Genomic DNA, 20,927 nt, shown 5'->3' with positions numbered 1-20,927 from the left:
GCGCTGGCCGCCGCCGCAGCGGGCGACCGGCCGACGGTGGCCGAGATGCTCGACGACGCGGCCGAGGTGACCGCGCCGAGCAGCCCGGAGCGGGCCGCGGTCGATGCCGCCCGGGTCGCCGCGATGGCGATGCTCGGCGACGGCCGGCGGGCGGTCACCGCCCACGAGGCGTTCGTGGGCGGGCTGGCGTGGGGGCGGCTGCCGATCGAGCACCGGGCCGCGCACCTGGTCGACGTCGCCGGCGCGTACGTGCATGCCGGCGACCCGGCCGGCGCGGGGTTGGTGCTCATCCAGGCGGACCGCTTGGCGTCGGCCGAGGTGCGGATGCGGCCCGCCGGCCGGGCTGCGCTGGGGCTGGCGCTGACCGGGACACGCCGGCCGGATCGGCACCTGCTCGTGCTGGCGCAGGCGGCCGGCGTGGGCGGCGCGCGATGACCGACGTACGGGCGCTGGCCGAGCGGGCCCAGCGGGTTCCTCGGGTGTGGCCGGGGCAGGGCCTGCGCGCCGCACCGGCTGTCGGATCACGGTCAGCGCCCTCCATCGACACAGGCGATTCCTACACTCATCGCAGTGACTCCGGCACGCACCGAAGCCGAGTCGGTGACCCCGTCATGGAGGTGGTCCATGTCCCCTCACCACACCCTGTTCGCTTCCCGTTCCCGCCGTCGCCCACCGGCCCTGCTCCTACTTCTCGGGCTGATCCTGGGTCTCGCCGCGCCCACAGCGGTGGCGGCTCCCGCGTCCGCCGGGCCTGTCGTGTTGGCCGGCTCGTTCTGCACGTCCAGCGGGTGGTTCGAGCCGAACCCCGCCAACCCGTCGATCGGCACGACCTACACCCTCGTCGGAGCCCGGACCACCGAAGGCTTCGCCTACCGGTACTGGATGGTGCAGGCGGGGAGCAGTTCCAGTCAGCTCTACCAGTACAGCGTGCTGGCCAAATGCAACGGCATCTTCCTGGTCTCCAGCACGGAGCTCACGACGACCACCGCCTCCGGCACCATCTACTGCACCCGATACACCGACATATCATCGCCGGCCTCGCTCGTCACCGAGCGGTACGTCGGGGAACGCGGGGTCCCCGGTTCGGGGCTCGTCCTTCCCTCCACGATCCGGTACTGGCATGGGGAGACGCTCCCCTTCGGCACCGCGATCTGGCTCTACCACTCCAGCTACGTGGTGCGGTGCTTCTGGTGACCGGCACGCCGGGCCGTCCAGCCGCTGCCACAAGTCCTCAGAATTGTCCTCAGATCAAGGAAAGCCGATAGGCGGGGGCAGGACAGGCCGCAGCCCGGCAACGACAAAGGCCCTGGTCAGAGTTAGTGACCAGGGCCTTTGACCCACCGAGCCGCCTGACGGAATCGAACCGTCGACCTACGCATTACGAGTGCGTCGCTCTAGCCGACTGAGCTAAGGCGGCAACGATCGTCAAGTGTACGGCACGCCCCGGCCGCCGCCACAGCGGGATGCCTACCGCAACGGGCACCTGGGCAACCGGCCCGTCCCCGCTCACACCCGACAGCGGATCGACGCCGCCCGGACTAGGCTGCGGCTGGTGACCGACGAGCGCGCCTTCGCCCGCACGGCCCGCCGGCCGCGCAGCACCGATCCGCTGGAGTTGGGCTTCACCCCGCGCAGGCCGGTGCCGTGGCTCGCGCCGCTCCTGCTGATCAGCACCGGCCTGCGTACGCTGCTGGCGATGTTGTTCGGGGCGTACCTGGACAAGCGGGAGTTGCAGAACTCGCTGGAGGCCCGCGTCGAGCGCCAGGTCGGGCCAGACGGCGGGCTGTGGCTGGACTACGTGGCCGACCTGGGCGACGGCTTCGACGCGACGTACTCGGTGGCGTACCTGCTCGCCCAGCCGGAGCTGACCGTCGACGGGCACCGGCTGCCCCGGGCGCAGACCCTCGTGATGGGTGGCGACCAGGTCTACCCGTCGGCGTCCTACGAGGCGTACGAGGACCGCTGCAAGGGCCCCTACCAGGCCGCGCTGCCGGTCACGCCGCCCGAGCGGCCCACCCTCTTCGCGGTTCCCGGCAACCACGACTGGTACGACGGGCTGACCGCCTTCCTGCGGCTGTTCGTCCGCTCCCGGGACCGGCACTTCGGCGGCTGGGGCACCGGCCAGTCCCGCTCGTACTTCGCCGTCGAGCTGCCCGCCGGCTGGTGGCTGCTGGGCCTCGACGACCAGTCCGGCTCGTACCTGGACGACCCGCAGCTCACCTACTTCGACGCCGTCGCGAAGCGGCTGGGGCCGGGCAGCCGGGTGATCCTGGCCGTGCCGGCGCCGACGTGGGTCAAGGCCGTCGACCACCCCACGGCGTACGACTCGGTCGACTACTTCATCCGCACCATCGTCGCGCCGACCGGGGCGCAGGTGCGGCTGCTCGTCTCCGGGGACCTGCACCACTATGCCCGGTACGCCGGCCCGGACCGGCAGCTCGTCACCTGCGGCAGCGGCGGGGCCTACCTGTACCCGACCCACCACCTGCCGCAGCGGATCGAGGTGCCCCCGCGCGACACCCTGTCCCGGCGGGCCAGCCGCAGCCTCCCGTACGACCTCGCGGCCACCTTCCCCGACCGGGCCCGCTCCCGCCGGTACGGCTGGGGCGTCTTCGCCCGGCTGCCGAGACGCAACCCGGGCTTCGGCACCCTCCTGGGCATCATGCACACCCTGCTCATGCTGGCGATGGCCGGGGTGGCGGCGGGGCGGGCCGGCGGCACCGAGCAGCGGCTGCTGAGCGTCCCCCTGGTGGCGATGCTGCTGGTGACGATGCTCGGCGCGGTCTTCTTCGCGAAGCCGCCGAGCGCCGGCGGCAAGCGGCACGTGCGGCACTGGATCCTCGGCGTCACGCACGGGCTGGCGCAGGTGGCGCTCGCCGCCGCCGGCACCTGGGCCTGGCTGTCGGCCCCCCTGCACGACTGGCCGTGGCCGCTGCCGGTGGCCGCCGCGGCGGTGGTGTACGGCCCGCTGATCGGTCTGCTCGCCACCGAGCTGGTGGCGGCGTACCTGCTGGTGGCCGCGGCGTTCGGGGTGAACGTCAACGAGCTGTTCGCCGGTCAGGGCATCGACGACGCGAAGGCGTTCCTGCGGATGCGCATCGACCCGGACGGCACGCTGACCGTCTACCCGATCGCGGTGGACCGGGTCGCCCGCGACTGGCGGCCGAACCCCGACGGATCCCCGACCGCCTCTTGGCTGACCCCGAAGGACCCGCTGACCCCCCGCCTGGCCGAACCGCCCGTCGTGTTCCGGCCCTGAGCGCCTGCTCAGGCGTTGTAGCGCTGGTCGTGGGCGCGGCGGGAGCCGCAGACGTCGGCACGGGAGCACATGGAGCGCGAGCCGTCGGCGTCCAGCCGGACGGTGACCGAGTCGCGGGGGACGCTGTGGCCGACGACCCGGCCGTCGCCCTCGGGGGTCGACACCCGGCTGCCGACGGGCGGGGCGGTCTCCTGGAACTTCTGGTAGAGCGGATGCTCGTACTTCAGGCAACACATCAGCCGGCCGCAGGCCCCGGAGATGCGCAGCGGGTTGAGCGGCAGGTCCTGGTCCTTGGCCATCCGGATCGTCACCGGTTCGAAGTCGGTGAGGAAGGTGGCGCAGCACAGGTCGCGCCCGCAGGAGCCGATGCCGCCCTGCACCCGCGCGGAGTCGCGGGCGGAGAGCTGGCGCAGCTCGACCCGGCAGTGCAGGGTGGCGCCCAGGTCGCGCACGAGGGACCGGAAGTCGACCCGGTGCGGGGCGGTGAAGTAGACGGTGGTGCGGTCCCCGCCGCCGTCGGCGGTGGCGAGCACGTGGTCGACGGCGACCACCTTCATCGGCAGGCCGTGCTCGCGGATCAGCCGCTTCGCGGCCACCTTCGCCTCGGCCTTGCGCCGCCGCAGCAGCTCGTCGCGGCGCAGGTCGTCGTCGGTGGCGAGGCCGACGAGCCGGGGGAAGCCGTCGGTGTCCTCGCCGACCCACTGCGCGGCCCAGACGCACTCCGCCACCTCGGGGCCGTCGTCGGTGGGGACCAGCACCCGGTCGCCCACCTGCGGGCGGAACTCGCCCGGGTCGAGGTAGTAGAGGCGCCCGTACCGGTTGAAGCTGACCGCGCAGAGCATGCCCATGCCTTCACCCTACGACGCGACGCGGCCCGGCACCCACCCCCGCGTCACCGCGCGGTCACCGGACCCGCAGCGGGGAGCCGTGGTAGGGGCCGCCGACCGTCGACCCGCGCCAGGTGGTCTCCGCGAGGCTCGGCGACCACTGGCGCAACAGCGTCTCCGCCCCGTCGTAGGCCACCCCGAGCACGGCCAGCACCCGGTGGGCGATGTCGGCCGCCGCGAGCAGGCCCGCCCCGCCCGGCTCGGCCCCGCCGGCAGTGGTGGTGGCGGTGGCGGCGCGCACCCGGACCGCCTCGGCGGAGCCGAGCACGTCGGCGAGCGCGCGGGCCAGCGCGAGGCGGCTGCCCTCCACCCAGTCGGCGAGGGCGTCGGCGTAGCCGGCCGTGGCCTCCAGCCGGCCCACCAGGCTCTCCGGGCCCTCGTCGAGGTGGCGCAGCAGGGCCGCGCGCGCCTGGTCGTACGCCGAGGCGGCCGGCCCCGACCAGGCGACCGGGTCGGTGAGGGTGCGGCTGACCTCGTCGTACGCCCGGACGAGCCCGCGCACCGCGTGGCCGGCGTCGGTCAGCGGGGCCGGGTGCAGGTCGAGGAAGCCCCGCAAGGCGTCGCCCGGAAGCACCTGCATGCGGCGCAGCAGCGGCCAGAGCCGGTGCCCCTCGGGTGCCCCGCCGGCGAGCAGCGTGTCGACGCGGCCGAGCAGGTCGAGCCCCGGCTCGGCGAGGCGGTCGAGGGCGTCCATCACCGCTCCCGGCCCAGCCGGCGGCGGACGGCGTCGTCGACCCCCGAGTAACGGTCGGCGGCGGTGCGCACGGCGGACGCGGCGGCGGCGAGGCGGGACGCGGCGACGGTCGCCTCCCGGGCCCGGTCGCCGGTGGCGTCGGTCCACCGCCGGTGCAGGGCCCGGCCGATCTCGCCGGGGCGGCCGGGGACGTGCGCGCCGAACGCCGGGTGCGGCGGGTCGGTGGCGGTGACGGCACGGGCCAGCGCCTCCAGGGTGGCGCCGGCCTCGTCCAGCCGGGCGGCGAGGGCGTGCAGCTCGTCCACGTCAGGCTCCCGCGAGGGGCCGGTAGGCGGCGAACGTCTCGTTGTGCAGCTTCTCCCGGGCCCACTGGGCCGCGTCGGCGGCGGCGGCCACGGCGGCGCGCACGGAGGCGGCCACGTCACGGTGGTGGCGCTGGTGCAGCGGGCCGAGGAAGCGCACGTCGGTGATCCGGCCGTCGGCGGTGACCGCCACCTCGACCAGCCCGTCCGGGGAACGCACGGTGACCTCCACGGTCGCCACCGCCTGGTCGAACTCGGCCTGCAACGCCTCGATGCGGCGGTAGCGTCGCACCGCCTCCTCGATCCAGGCCTCGTCGATCTCCCCCCGAGGCATCGCGGACTCCTCCCGGCAGTGCACTCACTGAGTGTGCCGCCACGGTCACCACGGCATCACCGGACCGTACCGCACACCAATCGGACCTGTCGATGCCCTGTGGACGGAGCAGGGGTGGGCGGTCGGCCCCTCCAGTCAGCCCTTCCAGAGGGCGAGCATCATCGCCTCCACGGCGATGCGCGGCTTGACGTTGGCCTCGATGGCGGCGCGGCACTCCAGCACGGCCTCCAGCCGGCGCAGCGCCCCCTCGGCGTGCCACTTCTGCGCGCCCGCCTCGGCCAGCGCGGCGGCGTCGGTGTGCACGGGGGCGACCGGCGCGCGCAGCGCCGCGACGAGGGCGTCGCGGTAGAAGCCGGCGAGGTCGACCAGGGCCCGGTCGAGGGCGTCGCGCTGGGCGCGGGTGGCCCGCGACTTCTGCCGCTTCTCCAGGTCCTTGAGCTGGCCCTGGGCGCCGCGCAGCGCGCCGGCCGCGCCCCGGCCGGTGCCGCCCGCGCCGAGCGCCGTCTGCAACGCGGCCTTCTCCGCCTCGTCGAGTTCGGCGACGGACGCGGCGGCCTCCGCCTCGGCGGCCTCGATCAACGCGGACGCCGCGTCGAAGGCGGCGCCCACCCCGGTGAGCCGGCGCGGCACGGCGAGCACGGCGTCACGCCGGCTGCGGGCCTGCGGGTCGCCGGCGAGCCGCCGGGCCCGGCCCACGTGCCCCTGCGCGGCCGCCGCCGCCCACCGCGCCACGTCCGGCGCGATCCCGTCCCGGCGGGCCAGCACCTCGGCCACCGCCTCGGGCGCGGGCTGCCGCAGCGGTACGACCCGGCAGCGCGACCGGATGGTCACCGACACGTCGTCGGGGTGGGTGGACGGGGCGCAGAGCAGGAACACCGTGCGCGGCGGCGGCTCCTCGACGGCCTTGAGCAGCGCGTTGCCGGCCGCCTCGGTGAGCCGGTCGGCGTCGGAGATGATCACCACCTGCCAGCGCCCGCCGGACGGGGTGCTCGCCGCCCGCAGCACCAGGGCGCGCATCTCGCCGACGCCGATGCTGAGCCCCTCGGGCGCGACCAGCCGCACGTCGGCGTGGGTGCCCGCCATCGTGGTGTGGCAGCCGGGGCAGGTGCCGCACCCGGTGCCGTACGCGCACTGGAGGGCGGCGGCGAAGGCGCGGGCGGCCAGCGAGCGGCCCGAGCCGGGCGGCCCGGTGAAGATCCACGCGTGGGTCATCCCGGCCCCGGGGTCGGCGGCCGGCTCCCCGCCGGGGGCGGCCTGCCGGAGCTGGGCGGCAGCCGCCGCGGCGGCCCGGCGCAGCGTGGCGACCGCGTCGTCCTGGCCGACGAGGTCGGCGAAGACGCCCGGCGCTTTGGTGAGCGGGCCCGGCGGGGCGGCGGCTGCGGCGTCCGGCGGGCCGGTGAAGGTGTCCGGCATCAGGTGCGGTGCTCCATCGTCACCAGCTCCGAGTCGGATAACTCGGGCTGCACCGAGGTGTCGGGCCCCTGGGCGGGTCGGGGGTGCACGATGCCGGCCGGGTCGACCAGGAACTCCTCGACCCGGCGGGCGACCAGCGCGGCGGTCTCCTCGACCGGGCGGGAGGCGTCCAGCACCAGGTAGCGCTTCGGGTCGTTCGCGGCGAGGTCGAGAAAGGCGTACCGGACCCGCTCGTGGAAGGCGACGGACTCGGCCTCCAGCCGGTCGGCCCCCTCGTTGCGGGCGGCGACCCGGGACAGGCCGGTGTGCGGTTCGACGTCGAGCAGCACCACCAGGTCGGGCTTCAGCCCGCCGGTGGCCCAGGAGGAGAGCCAGGAGACCTCGTCGACGGGGAGCGTCCGCCCGGCCCCCTGGTAGGCCAGGGACGAGTCGACGTACCGGTCGCTGATCACCACCGCGCCCCGGACCAGCGCCGGCCGGACGACGGTGGCGACGTGGTGCGCCCGGTCGGCGGCGTAGAGCAGCGCCTCGGCGCGCGGGGACGGGCCCTCGGCGGTCGCGTCGAGCAGCAGCGCGCGGATCCGCGCGCCGACCTCGGTCGCGCCCGGCTCGCGGGTCACCACCACCTCGCGCCCCTGCCCGCGCAGGCGCTCGGCGAGCGCGGCGAGCTGGGTGGACTTGCCGGCCCCCTCGCCGCCCTCGAAGACCACGAAGAGCCCGCTGGAGACGAATTGCTCGGCCGGCATCAGCGGGCGGCCCCGGATCGACCCCCACAGGTCGGCGAGGACCGGCACGCCCTTCTTGTCGTCCATCTGGCCGAAGGCGCTGATGCCGGCGAAGATGCCGGCGGCGCCGGCGGCGAGCAGCAGCAGCCGGGTGGAGGAGACGGAGATGCCGAGGTCGGCGATGGTCAGCTTTCGGGAGCCGCCGACGCCGACGAGGAGGCTGCTCAGCGCGATGGCGAGGATCAGCACCAGCCGGGTGCCGATCTGCACCACCGCGAAGACCCGGCCGCGTACCTCGTCGGCGACCTCGCCGCCGAGCAGCGTGGTGCCGGCGAGGAAGGCCATGCCCGCGCCCGCGCCGACGAGGATCGCGCCGAGCATCGCCATGGACAGGTGCACGGCGAACGCGAGCACCAGCACCGACGCGCTGGCCAGCACGATGCTCATGCCGAACCAGCGCCGCCGGGACATCTCCCGGACGATCATCGGGCCGAGCCCGATGCCCAGGGCGAGGCCGATGAACATCGCGCCGAAGAGCAGGTAGAAGGCGGCGTCACCGGCGCCGAGGGACGCGGCGAAGAACTTGGCCGTGCCGATCACGATGCCGCCGCCGGCGAACGCGCCGAAGATGCCGAGCACCAGGCCACGGACCAGCGGGGTCTGGCCGATGTATTTCCAGCCCTCGGTGAACTGGCGCATGACGCCCTGTTCGGTGCGCGCGGCCTCGCCGGCCTGCGCCTGGCTGATCTCCTTGATCCCGAAGGCGACGACCAGGGCGGTGGCGAGCCGGGAGAACGCGTTGAACCACAGCGCGAGCTGCGCCGGCTCGGCCCAGGACGGCATCTCGCCGCCGGTGGCCGCCCGGACGCTGCGGTCGAGCAGGGCCAGGCCGAGCGCGGCGGCGATCGGGGTCAGCCCGTACGTGGTGATCAGGGTGAGCTGGTTGGCCGCCTCCAGCCGGGCGCGCGGGATGAGGTTGGGGACCGCGGCCTCCTTGGCCGGGATCCAGAGCAGGGTGATCGTCTCGATCAGGAAGGTGGCGACCGCCGCCCAGCCGACCACCAGCCCGCCGCTGGCCCCGGTGAGCGCGAACAGCGGGATCGAGGCGAACAGCAGGAAGCGCAGCACGTCGCAGATGACCATGGTCCAGCGCCGGTCGAACCGGTCGGCGAGGACGCCGGCCACCGGGCCGAGGATCAGCGCGGGCAGCAGCCGGATCGCGATCAGGGTGCCGAACGCGGCGCCCTGGGCGGTGCTGCCGGAGACCTGGGCGGCGGCGAAGACCGAGGTGGCGAGCAGACCGAGCCAGTCACCGAAGGACGCCGCGCCGAGCACGATCCAGAGCCGGCGGAACGGTCGGATGCGCAACACGGAGCGGATCGCGGCGGCCCCGGACCGGTCGGCCGGCTGCGTCCCGGCCGGCTGGGCGCCCGCCTGGGCGCCGGTGCGGCCGGTGTCCTCGGCGTCGGGTGGGCTGGCCGACGGCGACTCGCCGGGCGACTCGCCGCTGTTCTGGCTTTCGATGGCCGTACCTCCACGTGCCGGCCCAACGTTGGGCATCCCGGTGCAACACTCTAGTCCCGGTCGGGGGACTTCCCGCCCGTGACAGTGCCTGCTCGCCGAGCCTAGGCCGCAGACGCCACCCGCCGCCGCCCGTGCCCCCGGGCCGCCGGGCGGAAGCACGGCCGGCAGACGCGAGGCTCTTTCACAATTGACCGATCGACAGTTAGCGTGCACACGTGACCAGCGAAGGCGACAATCTGCGCGAACGCCTGGAACGGGCGACGGCCCACCTCGACCCGCCGTACGCGGTGGTCGACCTGGCGGCGTTCGACGCCAACGCGGCGGCGCTGCCCAGCCGGGCGGGCGGCAAGCCGATCCGGGTCGCCAGCAAGTCCGTCCGGGCCCGCGAGCTGCTGCGCCGGGTGCTGGGCCGCCCCGGCTGGCGGGGGGTGATGGCGTTCACCCTGCCCGAGGCGAGCTGGCTCGTCCGCGCCGGCGTGACCGACGACGCGCTGGTGGCGTACCCCACGGCCGACCGGGGGGCGCTCGCCGAGCTGGCCGCCGACGAGGGGCTGGCCGGCGCGGTCACGCTGATGGTCGACGGGACCGACCAGCTCGACCTCGTCGACGCGGTGTGCCCGCCGGGCCGCCGGCCCGCGCTGCGGGTCTGCATCGACCTCGACGCGTCCTGGCGGCCCCTGGGCAGGCGGGTGCACGTCGGGGTGCGCCGCTCGCCGGTGCACAGCGCCCGGGCGGCCGGCGCGCTCGCCGCCGCCATCGCCGCCCGGCCGGGCTTCCGGCTGGTCGGCCTCATGTCGTACGAGGCGCAGATCGCCGGGCTGGGCGACGCCCCGCCGGGCCGGGCGGTCCTCGCCGCCGCGATCCGGGCCGCCCAGCGCGGGTCGTACCGCGAGTTGCTGGCCCGCCGGGGCGCGGCGGCGTCGGCGGTACGCGAGCACGCCGACCTGGAGTTCGTCAACGGCGGCGGCACCGGCAGCGTGGCGGCGACCAGTGCCGATCCCGCGGTCACCGAGGTCACCGCGGGATCGGGCCTGTACGGGCCGACGCTGTTCGACGCCTACCGGGCCTGGCGGCCCACCCCGGCGGCGTTCTTCGCCTGCGCGGTGGTGCGCCGGCCGACGCCGGAGCTGGCGACCGTGCTCGGCGGCGGCTGGATCGCCTCCGGCCCGCCCGCCGGCAACCGGCTGCCCACCCCCTGGCTGCCGGCCGGCCTGAGGCTGCTCGGCGCGGAGGGCGCGGGCGAGGTGCAGACCCCGCTGACCGGCCCGGCGGCGGCCGGCCTGCGCGTCGGCGACCGGGTGTGGTTCCGACACGCCAAGGCCGGCGAGCTGTGCGAACGCGTCAACGAGCTGCACCTGGTCGACGGCGACCGGGTGGTCGCGACCGTCCCCACCTACCGGGGGGAGGGCCACGCCTTCCTCTAGCCTCGCCGCCGCCCGCTCAGGAGGCGGGGGCGGGGGCGGGGGTGGTGCCAGCGGCGGCGGCCGACGCCTCCACGTGCCGGTGCAGGTATTCGCGGATGAGCGCCTTCGCCTCGGCGAGCACCCGCTCGTCGCCCTCGGCGTTGCGCCGGAACGCCAGCTTGATCAGGGCGTCGGCGGCCTCGACGGCGATCTCCAGGCAGAACCGCAGCCGCGGCTCGTCGACCATCCCGAACCGCTCGGTGAGCACCCGGGCGAGCTGGTCGGCGATCACGCCGTTGTTGTCCCGCTGCTCGTCCAGCAGGTGCAGGTCGACCACGTCGCCGAAGTGCAGGGTACGGAACCCGGGGACGGTGCGGTGCATCGTGATGTACTCGTCGATCCCCGCGTCGACGCCGTCCCACCAGTGCGTCAGGTCGTCCGAGGCGAACCGCTCGTCGAGCCGCTGGAGGTAGGATTCCATCGTGCGCAGGGTCAGCGCCTGCACGATCGCCCGCTTGTCCGGGAAAAACTGGTAGACCGACCCGATCGCCACCTCGGCGCGCTCGGCGAGCAGGGTCGTGGTCAGTCCCTCGTACCCCACCTCGTCGACGAGTTCGGCGCAGGCGTCCAGCATCCGCTGGACCCGCGCGACGCTTCGACCCTGGACCGGCACCCGGCGCAACGGCCCGGTCGTGGCGGCTGGTGTGGACACTCGGCGCCACCCCCCTTCGACGGATGAACATATCTGCACGTCACGAGTACGTGACTACCGGTACAACGAGCGGACCTGGATTGCGGTATTTACCAGGCACAACGTTCCTGATATGAAGACACCTCACGTTCACGTCGAGGAGCGCGCATGGGCAGCACCACCTCGCCGAGCCCCCACTGGAGCAACTGGGCCGGCAACCAGCGCAGCACCGCCACCACCATCCTCCGCCCCCGCACGATCGCCGACGTCGCCGCCGCCGTCCAGGCCGCCGCCGCTGCCGGCGAGCGGATCCGGCCCGTCGGCAGCGGCCACTCCTTCACGGCTGTGGCGTGCGCCGACGACCGCCGGATGGAGCTGACCGACCTCGACACCGAAACCCGGGTCGACCGCGACCGACGCCTGGTCACCGTACCGGCCGGGATGCCGCTGCACCGACTCAACGCCCTGCTCGCCGAGCACGGGCTGGCGCTGCCCAACCTCGGCGACATCGACGCGCAGACCGTCGCCGGGGCGATCTCCACCGGCACCCACGGCACCGGCGCGGCGTACGGCTGCCTGTCGACCTTCGTCGCGGCGCTCACCCTGGTCACCGGCACCGGCGAGGTGCTGCGCTGCTCCGCCGACGAGCACCCGGACGTCTTCGCCGCCGCCCGCGTCTCCCTCGGCGCCCTCGGCGTGCTGGCCGAGGTGACCCTGCGCGTCGTCGACGCCTTCGTGCTGCGCGCCCACGAGCGCCCCGCCGCCCTCGACGACGTCCTCGCCGACCTGCCGTCACTGGTCGCCGCGCACGACCACGCCGAGTTCTTCTGGTTCCCCTACACCGACCGGGTGCAGCTCAAGACCAACGACCGGGTGCCCGCCGACGACCGGCCGCTGCCCCGCTGGCGGGCCTGGCTCGACGACGACTTTCTCGCCAACACCGTCTTCGCCGGCCTCTGCCGGCTCGGCCGCGCCGCGCCGCGCCTGGTGCCCGCGATCAACGCGGCCTCCGCCCGGGCGCTCAGCGAACGCACCTACACCGGCCGCTCCGACGCGGTCTTCTGCACCCCGCGCCGGGTCCGCTTCATGGAGATGGAGTACGGCCTGCCGCGCGCCGCCCTGCCCGAGGCCCTCGCCGAGGTGCGCCGCATCGTCGACGGGCTCCCGTTCAAGGTGCAGTTCCCCGTCGAGGTGCGGTTCACCGCCGCCGACGACATCTGGCTCTCCCACGGGTACGGGCGCGACTCCGCGTACATCGCCGTGCACCAGTACGTCGGCGCGCCGTACGAGCCGTACTTCCGGGCGGTCGAGGAGGTCGCCGCCGGCCTGGGCGGTCGCCCCCACTGGGGCAAGCTGCACTGGCGCGACGCGGAGTCGCTGGCCCCGGCGTACCCGAGGTTCGCCGACTTCCGCTCCGTCCGCCACCGCCTGGACCCACAGAAAGTCTTCGAAACCCCCCACCTGACCACCCTCCTGGGCCACTAGGTTCCATCTCGCGGATCTTGGAAAGGGATGGCCCCTGGAGGGGCCGGAATCTTCCAAGATTGCCTCGATCGGCGTCAGCCGGGCCAGCCGGCGGCACGCAGGGCTGCGCGCAACTGGTCCACCATTTCTTCGGGGCGGTCGCGGACGGCCCAGGACGGGAAGCGGAGCACCCGGTCACCGTCGATCCAGAGCGCGTTCTGCCGACGCATGTCGGCCCACGCCGCACGAGGGTCGAGGTGCTGGCTGCCGTCGATCTCGACATGCACCCCCCACTCGTCGAAGTAGGCGTCGAGGTAGCGCCGCCGGCCGGTGGCGTCGTACCGGACCTTCTGCCGGGTCGGCTCGGGCAGCCCGGCGCGCCGGACGAGGCCCAGAAAGCCCAGCTCGGCGAGGGAGTGCGCGCCGCCGGCCGCGTCTGCGGCGGTGCCCAGGATCAGCCTCCGCCGGCGGGCCCGGGGCAGCCGGTCGAGCACCCGTCGCAGGTCGTCGTCCCCGACCAGGCGCTGCTGGAAGCCGGCGGCGATCACCGCCCTGGCCTCGTCGTCGCTGCCGGCCCACTGCGCGGCGTCGACGATCGACCGGGCCGGCATCGTACGGCGGGGCTGCCCGACGGCGTGCACGTCCTCGTCCGGGAGGCAGGTCGTCCGGTGCGCCACGACTCCCGGCGGCAGCGACCCGCGCCGACGGTCGGCCGGCAGCAGCAGGTGGACGGGGCGGCCGGGAAAGCCACGCAGCCCGCCCGCCTGGGCGGCGGTCAGCCCACCGAGCACCGCCGCCGGCCCGGCGGCCAGCACGCCGATCCACCGGAGCTGATCGGCGCTCACCGGACCGTTGTGGGTCACGAACACCGCCCGGTGCACCTGCCGCCAGCGGTGGCTGTCGACCCGGTGCCGGATCGCCTTGCGGGACAGGTGCCGCAGCGCCTGGCCGAGGCTGATCACCTCATCCTGGTGGAAGAGCAGCCAGGTCAGCTCGTCGGCGTCGTCGCCCGGCAGCGCCCGCCGCCACCCTGCCCAACCCCGCCCGCCACGAAAGCCCACGCACAGCACCCTGCCGCACGGCCTCCCGCCCCCGCTGCCCCCTGTGGACAACGGCGAGATCTTGGAAAACCGTGGCCCCTCCGGGGGCCGGAATCTTCCAAGATCTCAGGTGGTGGCCTTCTTGGGGGGGGTCGCCTTCTTTGTGGGGGTGGCCTTGGCCGTGGTCGTCTTCGTTGCCGTCGTCTTCGTGGCCGCGGCGGTCTTCTTCGCCGCCGTCTTCTTCGCCGTCGTCGTCGACTTCGCAGCCGTCGTCGTCTTCTTCGCGGTCGTCGTCTTCTTCGCCGCCGGGGCCTTCTTCGCCGCCGCCTTCTTCTTCGGGGCCGGGCCCTTCGCCCGCTTCTCGGCCAGCATCTCCGAGGCTTCCTCGACGGTCAGCGCCTCCGGGGTCTGCCCCCGCCGCAGGGACGCGTTGAACTCGCCGTCGGTCACGTACGGGCCGAACCGGCCGTCCTTGATCACCAGCGGCTTCTCGGTCAGCGGGTCGTTGCCCATCTCCCGCAGCGGCGGCGCGGCGGCCCGACGCTGGCGGGTCTTCGGGGCGGCCAGCAGGGCCAGCGCCTCGTCCAGCGTGACAGTGAACATCTTGTCTTCCGAGTCCAGCGAGCGGAACTCGTCGCCACGCTTGACGTACGGGCCGTAGCGGCCGTTGTTGGCGAAGACCTCCGCGCCGTCGGGGGCCACCCCGACCAGCCGGGGCAGGCTGAGCAGCTTCAGCGCCTCGTCGAGGGTGAGCGAGTCCGGCGACTGCGTGCGCAGCAGCGACGACTTGCGCTCGCCGCTGGCCACGTACGGGCCGAACCGGCCGGACTTGAGCAGGATCGGCTCGCCGGTCGACGGGTCGTCGCCGAGCTTGCGCTCGCCGCCCCCGCCGAGGAACAGCTCGTGCACCTTCTCCGGGGTCAGCTCGTCGGGGGCCAGCCCCTCGGGGATCGGCGCCCGGTCGCCCTGGCCGCCGCCCTCCTCGCCCTCCCCGTGGGCCGCCGGCTCCTCACCGGGCACGCCCCGCTGGAGGTACGGCCCGTAGCGCCCGACCCGGACGACGACCTCGCGCCCCTCGTCGTCGGTGTGCAGCGGGATCGAGTTGACGCTGCGCGCGTCGATCTCGCTGAGGTTCTCCGTCACCAGCTTCTTCAGCCCGCCGGAGCGGGCGATGTCCTGGTCGCCGGCCCCGTTGGCGCTGCCGAAGTAGAACGCGGTGAGGAAGTCGACGGCGGCGTGGTCGCCACCGGCGATCTCGTCCAGCTCGTTCTCCATGCTGGCGGTGAAGTTGTAGTCGACCAGCCGGGGGTAGTGCCGCTCCAGCAGGCCGATCACCGCGAACGCCAGGAACGACGGGATGAGCGCCTGGCCGCGCTTGCTGACGTACCCCCGGTCCTGGATCGTCTGCATGATCGACGCGTAGGTGGACGGGCGGCCGATGCCCAGCTCCTCCAGGGCCTTGACCAGCGACGCCTCCGTGTACCGCGACGGCGGCTGGGTGTGGTGGCCCTGGGCGGCCAGCTGGTCGGCGGTCAGCGGCTGGTCCTTGACCAGGTTGGGCAGCCGGCGCTCGGCGTCCTCGGCCTCGGCGTTCTCGTCGTCGGAGGACTCGACGTACGCGCGCAGGAAGCCCGGGTCGGTGATCGTCTTGCCGGTCGCGCCGAAGTCGGCCTCCTCACTCGCGGAGGAGACGGCCCGGATCCGCACCGAGACGCTGGAGCCGACCGCGTCGGTCATCTGCGAGGCGATGGTGCGCCGCCAGATCAGCTCGTAGAGCTTGAACTCCTCGCCGGACAGCTCCCGGGCCACCTCGCCCGGGGTGCGGAAGTTGTCCCCCGCCGGGCGGATCGCCTCGTGCGCCTCCTGCGCGTTCTTCACCTTGCCGGTGTAGCGGCGCGGCTCCGGCGGCACGCTGCGCTCGCCGTACAGCTCGACGATCTGCCGGCGGGCCGCCGCGATGGCGGTCTCCGACAGGTTCACCGAGTCGGTACGCATGTAGGTGATGTAGCCGTTCTCGTAGAGCCGCTGCGCGGTGCGCATCGTCTGCTGCGACGAGAACCGCAGCTTGCGGGCCGCCTCCTGCTGGAGCGTGGAGGTGATGAACGGCGCGTACGGGCGGCGGCGGTAGGGCTTCTCCTCGACCCGGGTGACCGTGAACGGCCGCCCCGCAAGGCGGGCCGCCAGCCCGCGCGCCCCGCCCTCGTCGAGGTGCACGACGCCCGCGCCCGGCCGCACCTTGCCGGTGGTCGGCTCGAAGTCCTTGCCGGTGGCGATCCGGTCGCCGTTCAGCGCGACGAGGGTGGCGTTGAAGGCGCGCGGCCCCTCGCCCGGCTTCGCCACGGCGAGGGTGGCCAGGATGTCCCAGTATTCGGCGGTGCGGAAGGCCATCCGCTGCCGCTCCCGCTCGACCACGATCCGGGTCGCCACGGACTGCACCCGGCCCGCCGAGAGCTTCGGCATGACCTTCTTCCACAGCACCGGGGAGACCTCGTAGCCGTAGAGCCGGTCGAGGATGCGCCGGGCCTCCTGGGCGTCGACCAGGTCCCGGTCGATCTCGCGGGGGTTGGCCACCGCCGCCTGGATCGCCGGCTTGGTGATCTCGTGGAAGACCATCCGCTTGACCGGCACCTTGGGCTTCAGCGTCTCCACCAGGTGCCAGGCGATCGCCTCGCCCTCGCGGTCCTCGTCCGTGGCCAGGAAGATCTCGTCGACCTCCTTGGCCAGCTTGACCAGCTTGCTGATCTGCTGACGGCGGTCGGGCGAGATCACGTAGAGGGCGTGGAAGCCGTTGTCGACGTCCACCCCGAGCCGGGCCCACGGCTCCCCCTTGTACTTGGCGGGCACGTCGGCGGCGTTGCGCGGCAGGTCGCGGACGTGACCGAAGCTGGCCTCCACGACGTACCCCGGGCCGAGGTAGCCCGAGATCGTCTTGGCCTTCGCCGGTGACTCGACGATGACCAGACGGGTGGTCCTGGCGTTGCTCGGCACGTCTCCTGCGACCTCACTCCTGCTCGTGGCCGGCCGATCCGGGGCGCGGACCACCCGCGGTCCGCCGGAACCGCCGGCGGTCCGGATGTCCAACGTAACGCGCCGTCCGGGTTCCGGGTTTCGCGGGCGGCAAACCGCCCACGTCGCTTTCCCGGGCGCCGGCGACGGTCTTGCCGGACGGCGCCACCGTACACCGTGGGTAGGCCCTCGGGCGGGCCACTGTGACGACGCCGCCTCTCGGTGGAGGTCCGACCAGCCGCTCCGCCGCCGCCGTCCGACGGCCGGAGTGTCCTCGATCGGACAGCCGGGGGAGGCCGACCGCGACGCGCCGCCCAGCCCAGGGCGTGCCGCCCCGCCCAGCTCAGGGCATGCCGCCCCCCGGCTCAAGGCGTGCCGCCCCCCGGCTCAAGGCGCGACGCGCCGCCCGGCTCAGGGCGCGGCGGGCCAGTCGGCGGCGGGGGCGGCGGGCGGGCGGTCGCCGATGAGGTCGGCGAGGCGGGCCAGCCGGCGGCGGCCCGTGATCCGGTACGCCGGGCCGCCCGCCTGCGCGTCGAGCAGCACCGCCGGCAGCCCGACGGCGGCCAGGGCCGCGCCGACCGGTCCCCGGCAGCGCTCGTCCGCCGCGCCGAGGCGGAGCAGGAACCCGGGCGGGTCGGCCGCCCCGGCGGCGGCCACCCAGAGCCGCAGCCGCCGGCCGTTGAGGTGGAACCCGGGGGGCGGCCGTTTCACCTCACCCGCTGTCGGCGGCTCGCGCAGCCAGGCCAGCGCGAGCGGCGCCAGGGTGCTCGCGTACGAGGTGCGCACCAGGTGCCGCCCGTCGGCGGTCGCCTCCCAGGTCGCGGCGACGCCGCGCAGGGACAGTTCGGCGACGAGCACGTGCACCCGCCAGGCGGCGTCCAGCACGATCGACAGCCGGGCGGTGCCGCCCATCCGGGACACCTCCCCCGGCCCGGCGAGGAGCCCGGCCAGGTCGGCGACGGACGGGTCCGCCGCCTCGGCGCCGAACAGGGAGAGCTGCCGCACCGGGTCGGGTGGCCGGTCGGGGGACGTCAGCGGCACTCCGGGACCTCGTCGAAGGCCTGCCTGAGCTCTTCGGAGTCGAGCCGGCTGGTGTCCAGCGCGCTGGCGTCGTACTCCTTGTTGAGGGTCTCCACGGCCGCGCGCACCCCGTCGTAGAAGGTGGTGGCCTCGCCGGTGCCCAGCCCGTCGATGGCGTCCCGGGCCCGGCCGTAGGCGTCGCGCACCTTGCCCAGGGATGCCTGGAAGCGGGCCGAGATCTCCTCGCCGTGCTCGGTCTCCGGGACGCCGGCCTGGTCGATTTTGCGACGGGCGGTCTCGCTGGCGTCCTCCGCGCCGGCAAAGAGCCGCACCAGGTTCTCCTTCGCCTGCGCCGGGGTGGTCTGCGCGGTCATCTGCTGCTGGGTGCTGCTGGTCAGCTTGTTGATCTCGGCCCGCCACGGGGTGAGCGCCTCGCAGACCGACGCCGCCCACGCCCGGGGGCTGGGCCCTCCGCCGCACGCGGCCAGCGCCAGGACGAGCGTGGCGAGGACCGCCGTCAGCTTTCCGGCGGTCGCCGCCCGGCACGTGCGCATGCGTTGCAGCGTACGGCCTCCGCGCCGTTGTGCCACGGGTCGGTTTGCCGCCCCCGGCCCGCCCCGGGGTGTGCGGGTTCCCGGCCGACGGTGGTGGACCGGCCGGGAACCCGCTGTGCCACCGCTCAGGCGTTTACCGTCTCCGGCCGCTGGTCGGCCGCGCCGGTGCCGGTGCCGCTGTCGTCGGAGTCGCCCATCGCGACGCCCTTGCGCTTGCTGAACACCACCGCCGCCACGACGATCAGCGTGGCCACCACCGCGATGCCGACCCGGAGGCCGACGTTGCGGTCGTCGCCGACGCTCCACGCCACGACGGCCGGCGCGATCAGCAGCGAGACCAGGTTCATCACCTTGATCAGCGGGTTGATCGCCGGGCCGGCGGTGTCCTTGAACGGGTCGCCGACGGTGTCGCCGATGACCGTGGCGGCGTGCGACTCGGAGCCCTTGCCGCCGAACGCGCCGTCCTCGACCAGTTTCTTGGCGTTGTCCCACGCGCCGCCGGAGTTGGACAGGAAGACCGCCATCAGGGTGCCCGCCCCGATCGCCCCGGCCAGGTACGCCGCCAGCGCGCCCGGCCCGAGGCCGAAGCCGACGGCGATCGGGGCGAGGATGGCGAGCAGGCCGGGGGTCATCAGCTCGCGCTGCGCGTCCCGGGTGCAGATGTCGACGACCTTGCCGTACTCGGGGCGCTGGGTGCGGTCCATGATCCCGGGCAGCTCGCGGAACTGCCGGCGGACCTCCATCACCACCGCGCCCGCCGAGCGGGACACCGCGTTGATGGCCAGCCCGGAGAAGAGGAACACCACGGCCGCGCCGATGATCAGGCCGACGAGGTTGCGCGGGTTCGCCACGTTCAGCGAGTTGAGGATCTCCGCGCCGACGTCGCCGACGCCCGCGTCGGAGTACGCCGTGCGCAGCGTGTCGGTGTACGAGCCGAACAGCGCCGTCGCCGCGAGGACGGCGGTGGCGATCGCGATGCCCTTGGTGATCGCCTTGGTGGTGTTGCCGACCGCGTCCAGCTCGGTGAGGATCCGGGCGCCGTTCTCGTCGATGTCGCCGGACATCTCGGCCACGCCCTGGGCGTTGTCGGAGATCGGGCCGAAGGTGTCCATCGCGACGATCACGCCGACGGTGGTGAGCAGGCCGGTGCCGGCCAGCGCCACCGCGAACAGCGACAGCGTGATGGAGCTGCCGCCGAGCAGGAACGCGCCGAAGACGCCCGCGCCGATCAGCAGCGCCGAGTAGACGGCCGACTCCAGGCCGACGCTGATGCCGGCGAGGATGACGGTCGCGGGGCCGGTCTGCGAGCTCTTGCCGATGTCCTGCACCGGGCGGCGGTTGGTCTCGGTGAAGTAGCCGGTGAGTGCCTGGATCGCGGCGGCCAGCACGATGCCGATGATGACGGCGGCGATGGTCACCCCGCGCGGGCCCAGCGGCGGGTCGCCGGCGTCGACGCCGAGGCTGGCCCGCCACTCGGGCCCGAGCAGGTCGGCCCAGGTCGGCTTGAGGTAGACGAAGGAGGCGACGGCCACCAGCACCGCGGAGAACAGGGCGGAGAGGTAGAACGCCCGGTTGATCGCGGTGAGGCCGTTGCGGTCGGAGGCGCGCAGCCGGGTGATGAAGACGCCGACGATCGCCACCAGCACGCCGATCGTGGAAATGATCAGCGGGAGGACGAGGCCGTCGTTGCCGAACGCGGCCCGGCCGAGGATCAGCGCGGCGACGAGGGTGACCGCGTACGACTCGAAGAGGTCGGCGGCCATGCCGGCGCAGTCGCCGACGTTGTCGCCCACGTTGTCGGCGATGGTGGCGGCGTTGCGCGGGTCGTCCTCGGGGATGCCCTGCTCGACCTTGCCGACCAGGTCGGCGCCGACGTCGGCGGCCTTGGTGAAGATGCCGCCGCCGACCCGCATGAACATGGCGAGCAGGGCGGCGCCGAAGCCGAAGCCCTCCAGCACGGTCGGGGCGTCGCCCTTGAACAGCAGGACGACCAGCGCCGCGCCGAACAGGCCGAGGCCGACGGTGAGGAAGCCGACCACGCCGCCGGTGCGGAAGGCGATCTTCATGGCGCCCTCCCGGCCGCCGGTCGCCTCCCGGGCCGCGGCGGCGACCCGCAGGTTCGCGCGGGTGGCCAGCCACATGCCGGCGCCGCCGATGAACGCGCTGAACAGGGCGCCCACCACGAAGAAGGCGGACCGGCCGATCTTCACCGCGATCTCGCTGCCGTCGGTGTCGTGCACCGGCAGCAGGAAGAGCAGCACCACGGCGATCACCACGAAGATCGCGAGGGTCCTGAACTGCCGGAGCAGGTAGGCCGAGGCACCCTCCTGCACCGCTCCGGAGATCTCCTGCATGTTGGTGGTGCCCTTACCGGCTGCCAGCACGGCCTTGGTCAAGGCCGCGGCGAAGACGAGTGCCACCAGCGCGATGACCGCGGCGATGACGACGTACGTCAGGTTGGCTCCGGTAAGGGACAGTGCGCCGCCGTCGGCGGCCATGGTCCCGGACATCTGTGTCCTCCTGTACCGAACACTCGCGCCGGTCGGTGGAGACGCACGGACCGACGCCTGGATGCGGACTCGCAAGCGCGCCAACCCACTCCAGCGGACCA

Annotated in this window: 16 protein-coding genes, 1 tRNA gene and 1 pseudogene; 5 read left to right on the top strand and 13 right to left on the bottom strand. The window is 74.1% G+C overall.

Annotated features, from left to right (window positions below; all coding sequences use genetic code 11):
- Together ACFYWL_RS09750 and ACFYWL_RS09745 are read left to right on the top strand one after the other, a co-directional pair.
- Positions 1 to 435, top strand: a pseudogene (locus ACFYWL_RS09750) (XRE family transcriptional regulator); the annotation flags it as partial.
- 189 nt (positions 436 to 624) lie between these two features.
- Positions 625 to 1,194, top strand: a complete 570-nt coding sequence (locus tag ACFYWL_RS09745) for a hypothetical protein (protein WP_386969752.1) — start codon at positions 625 to 627, stop codon at positions 1,192 to 1,194.
- Between the two features lie 149 nt (positions 1,195 to 1,343).
- Here ACFYWL_RS09745 and ACFYWL_RS09740 read toward each other — a convergent pair.
- A tRNA-Thr gene (locus ACFYWL_RS09740) sits at positions 1,344 to 1,417 on the bottom strand.
- Positions 1,418 to 1,552: 135 nt separating this feature from the next.
- On the opposite strand from ACFYWL_RS09740, the gene ACFYWL_RS09735 reads away from it, so the two are divergent.
- A complete protein-coding gene (locus tag ACFYWL_RS09735) occupies positions 1,553 to 3,259 on the top strand; it encodes a metallophosphoesterase family protein (protein WP_386969749.1) in 1,707 nt (568 codons plus the stop codon).
- An 8-nt stretch (positions 3,260 to 3,267) separates the two neighbouring features.
- Here the strand turns inward: ACFYWL_RS09735 and ACFYWL_RS09730 are convergent, their stop codons facing one another.
- From ACFYWL_RS09730 to tmk, 6 genes are all read right to left on the bottom strand, one after another.
- On the bottom strand, positions 3,268 to 4,107 hold the full coding sequence (locus tag ACFYWL_RS09730; protein ID WP_386969747.1) for a stage 0 sporulation family protein: 840 nt from the start codon (positions 4,105 to 4,107) through the stop codon (positions 3,268 to 3,270).
- Positions 4,108 to 4,162: 55 nt separating this feature from the next.
- A complete protein-coding gene (locus ACFYWL_RS09725) occupies positions 4,163 to 4,840 on the bottom strand; it encodes a hypothetical protein (protein ID WP_386969744.1) in 678 nt (225 codons plus the stop codon).
- Positions 4,840 to 5,145 carry a hypothetical protein gene (locus ACFYWL_RS09720; protein WP_386969741.1) on the bottom strand — a complete coding sequence of 102 codons (306 nt, stop codon included), beginning with the start codon at positions 5,143 to 5,145 and terminating at the stop codon, positions 4,840 to 4,842. Before ACFYWL_RS09720 ends, ACFYWL_RS09725 begins: the two co-directional genes overlap by 1 nt.
- Before the next feature lies 1 nt (position 5,146).
- Positions 5,147 to 5,476 carry a YbaB/EbfC family nucleoid-associated protein gene (locus ACFYWL_RS09715; RefSeq protein ID WP_043961499.1) on the bottom strand — a complete coding sequence of 110 codons (330 nt, stop codon included), beginning with the start codon at positions 5,474 to 5,476 and terminating at the stop codon, positions 5,147 to 5,149.
- 135 nt (positions 5,477 to 5,611) lie between these two features.
- Entirely contained in the window at positions 5,612 to 6,889 is a 1,278-nt protein-coding gene (locus ACFYWL_RS09710) for a DNA polymerase III subunit delta' (RefSeq protein ID WP_386969738.1), read from the bottom strand.
- Positions 6,889 to 9,174, bottom strand: a complete 2,286-nt coding sequence (gene tmk, locus ACFYWL_RS09705) for a dTMP kinase (RefSeq protein WP_386969735.1) — start codon at positions 9,172 to 9,174, stop codon at positions 6,889 to 6,891. Before tmk ends, ACFYWL_RS09710 begins: the two co-directional genes overlap by 1 nt.
- 179 nt (positions 9,175 to 9,353) lie before the next feature.
- Here tmk and ACFYWL_RS09700 point away from each other — a divergent pair, with 179 nt between their 5' ends.
- Positions 9,354 to 10,562 carry an amino acid deaminase/aldolase gene (locus ACFYWL_RS09700; protein WP_386969733.1) on the top strand — a complete coding sequence of 403 codons (1,209 nt, stop codon included), beginning with the start codon at positions 9,354 to 9,356 and terminating at the stop codon, positions 10,560 to 10,562.
- 16 nt (positions 10,563 to 10,578) lie between these two features.
- Here ACFYWL_RS09700 and ACFYWL_RS09695 read toward each other — a convergent pair whose 3' ends face one another.
- Positions 10,579 to 11,253: a TetR family transcriptional regulator gene (locus tag ACFYWL_RS09695; protein WP_386969731.1), complete on the bottom strand. Its 675-nt coding sequence runs from the start codon at positions 11,251 to 11,253 to the stop codon at positions 10,579 to 10,581.
- 147 nt (positions 11,254 to 11,400) lie between these two features.
- Here ACFYWL_RS09695 and ACFYWL_RS09690 point away from each other — a divergent pair, with 147 nt between their 5' ends.
- A complete protein-coding gene (locus tag ACFYWL_RS09690) occupies positions 11,401 to 12,717 on the top strand; it encodes a D-arabinono-1,4-lactone oxidase (protein WP_386969728.1) in 1,317 nt (438 codons plus the stop codon).
- Positions 12,718 to 12,791: 74 nt separating this feature from the next.
- Here ACFYWL_RS09690 and ACFYWL_RS09685 read toward each other — a convergent pair whose 3' ends face one another.
- The 5 genes from ACFYWL_RS09685 to ACFYWL_RS09665 form a co-directional block, all read right to left on the bottom strand.
- A complete protein-coding gene (locus tag ACFYWL_RS09685) occupies positions 12,792 to 13,757 on the bottom strand; it encodes a DUF559 domain-containing protein (RefSeq protein WP_386969726.1) in 966 nt (321 codons plus the stop codon).
- 105 nt (positions 13,758 to 13,862) lie between these two features.
- The gene (gene topA, locus ACFYWL_RS09680; protein ID WP_386969724.1) at positions 13,863 to 16,724 is read right to left on the bottom strand and encodes a type I DNA topoisomerase; all 2,862 of its coding nucleotides are present in this window, start codon (positions 16,722 to 16,724) and stop codon (positions 13,863 to 13,865) included.
- Between the two features lie 429 nt (positions 16,725 to 17,153).
- A complete protein-coding gene (locus ACFYWL_RS09675; RefSeq protein ID WP_386969721.1) occupies positions 17,154 to 17,783 on the bottom strand; it encodes a hypothetical protein in 630 nt (209 codons plus the stop codon).
- Positions 17,774 to 18,316, bottom strand: coding sequence for a hypothetical protein (locus ACFYWL_RS09670; RefSeq protein ID WP_386969718.1), 543 nt, complete (start codon positions 18,314 to 18,316; stop codon positions 17,774 to 17,776). The genes ACFYWL_RS09675 and ACFYWL_RS09670 overlap by 10 nt, the downstream gene beginning before the upstream one ends.
- 125 nt (positions 18,317 to 18,441) lie before the next feature.
- A complete protein-coding gene (locus ACFYWL_RS09665; protein ID WP_386969715.1) occupies positions 18,442 to 20,826 on the bottom strand; it encodes a sodium-translocating pyrophosphatase in 2,385 nt (794 codons plus the stop codon).
- Between the last annotated feature and the right edge of the window lie 101 nt (positions 20,827 to 20,927).

The organism is Micromonospora sp. NPDC002575 (genome assembly GCF_042889525.1).
In the GTDB taxonomy this organism is placed as follows: Bacteria; Actinomycetota; Actinomycetes; order Mycobacteriales; family Micromonosporaceae; genus Micromonospora; species Micromonospora carbonacea.
Note: the sequence above shows the minus strand (reverse complement) of the source record. Positions and strands in the feature narration are given on the sequence as shown.

Bases quoted from the DNA above. Each gene is read 5' to 3' on its own strand.
- ACFYWL_RS09745 (WP_386969752.1), top strand. From the start codon at position 625: ATGTCCCCTCACCACACCCTGTTCGCTTCCCGTTCCCGCCGTCGCCCA.
- ACFYWL_RS09730 (WP_386969747.1), bottom strand. From the start codon at position 4,107: ATGGGCATGCTCTGCGCGGTCAGCTTCAACCGGTACGGGCGCCTCTAC.
- ACFYWL_RS09725 (WP_386969744.1), bottom strand. From the start codon at position 4,840: ATGGACGCCCTCGACCGCCTCGCCGAGCCGGGGCTCGACCTGCTCGGC.
- ACFYWL_RS09715 (WP_043961499.1), bottom strand. From the start codon at position 5,476: ATGCCTCGGGGGGAGATCGACGAGGCCTGGATCGAGGAGGCGGTGCGA.
- ACFYWL_RS09710 (WP_386969738.1), bottom strand. From the start codon at position 6,889: ATGCCGGACACCTTCACCGGCCCGCCGGACGCCGCAGCCGCCGCCCCG.
- tmk (WP_386969735.1), bottom strand. From the start codon at position 9,174: ATGCCCAACGTTGGGCCGGCACGTGGAGGTACGGCCATCGAAAGCCAG.
- ACFYWL_RS09690 (WP_386969728.1), top strand. From the start codon at position 11,401: ATGGGCAGCACCACCTCGCCGAGCCCCCACTGGAGCAACTGGGCCGGC.
- ACFYWL_RS09670 (WP_386969718.1), bottom strand. From the start codon at position 18,316: ATGCGCACGTGCCGGGCGGCGACCGCCGGAAAGCTGACGGCGGTCCTC.
- ACFYWL_RS09665 (WP_386969715.1), bottom strand. From the start codon at position 20,826: ATGTCCGGGACCATGGCCGCCGACGGCGGCGCACTGTCCCTTACCGGA.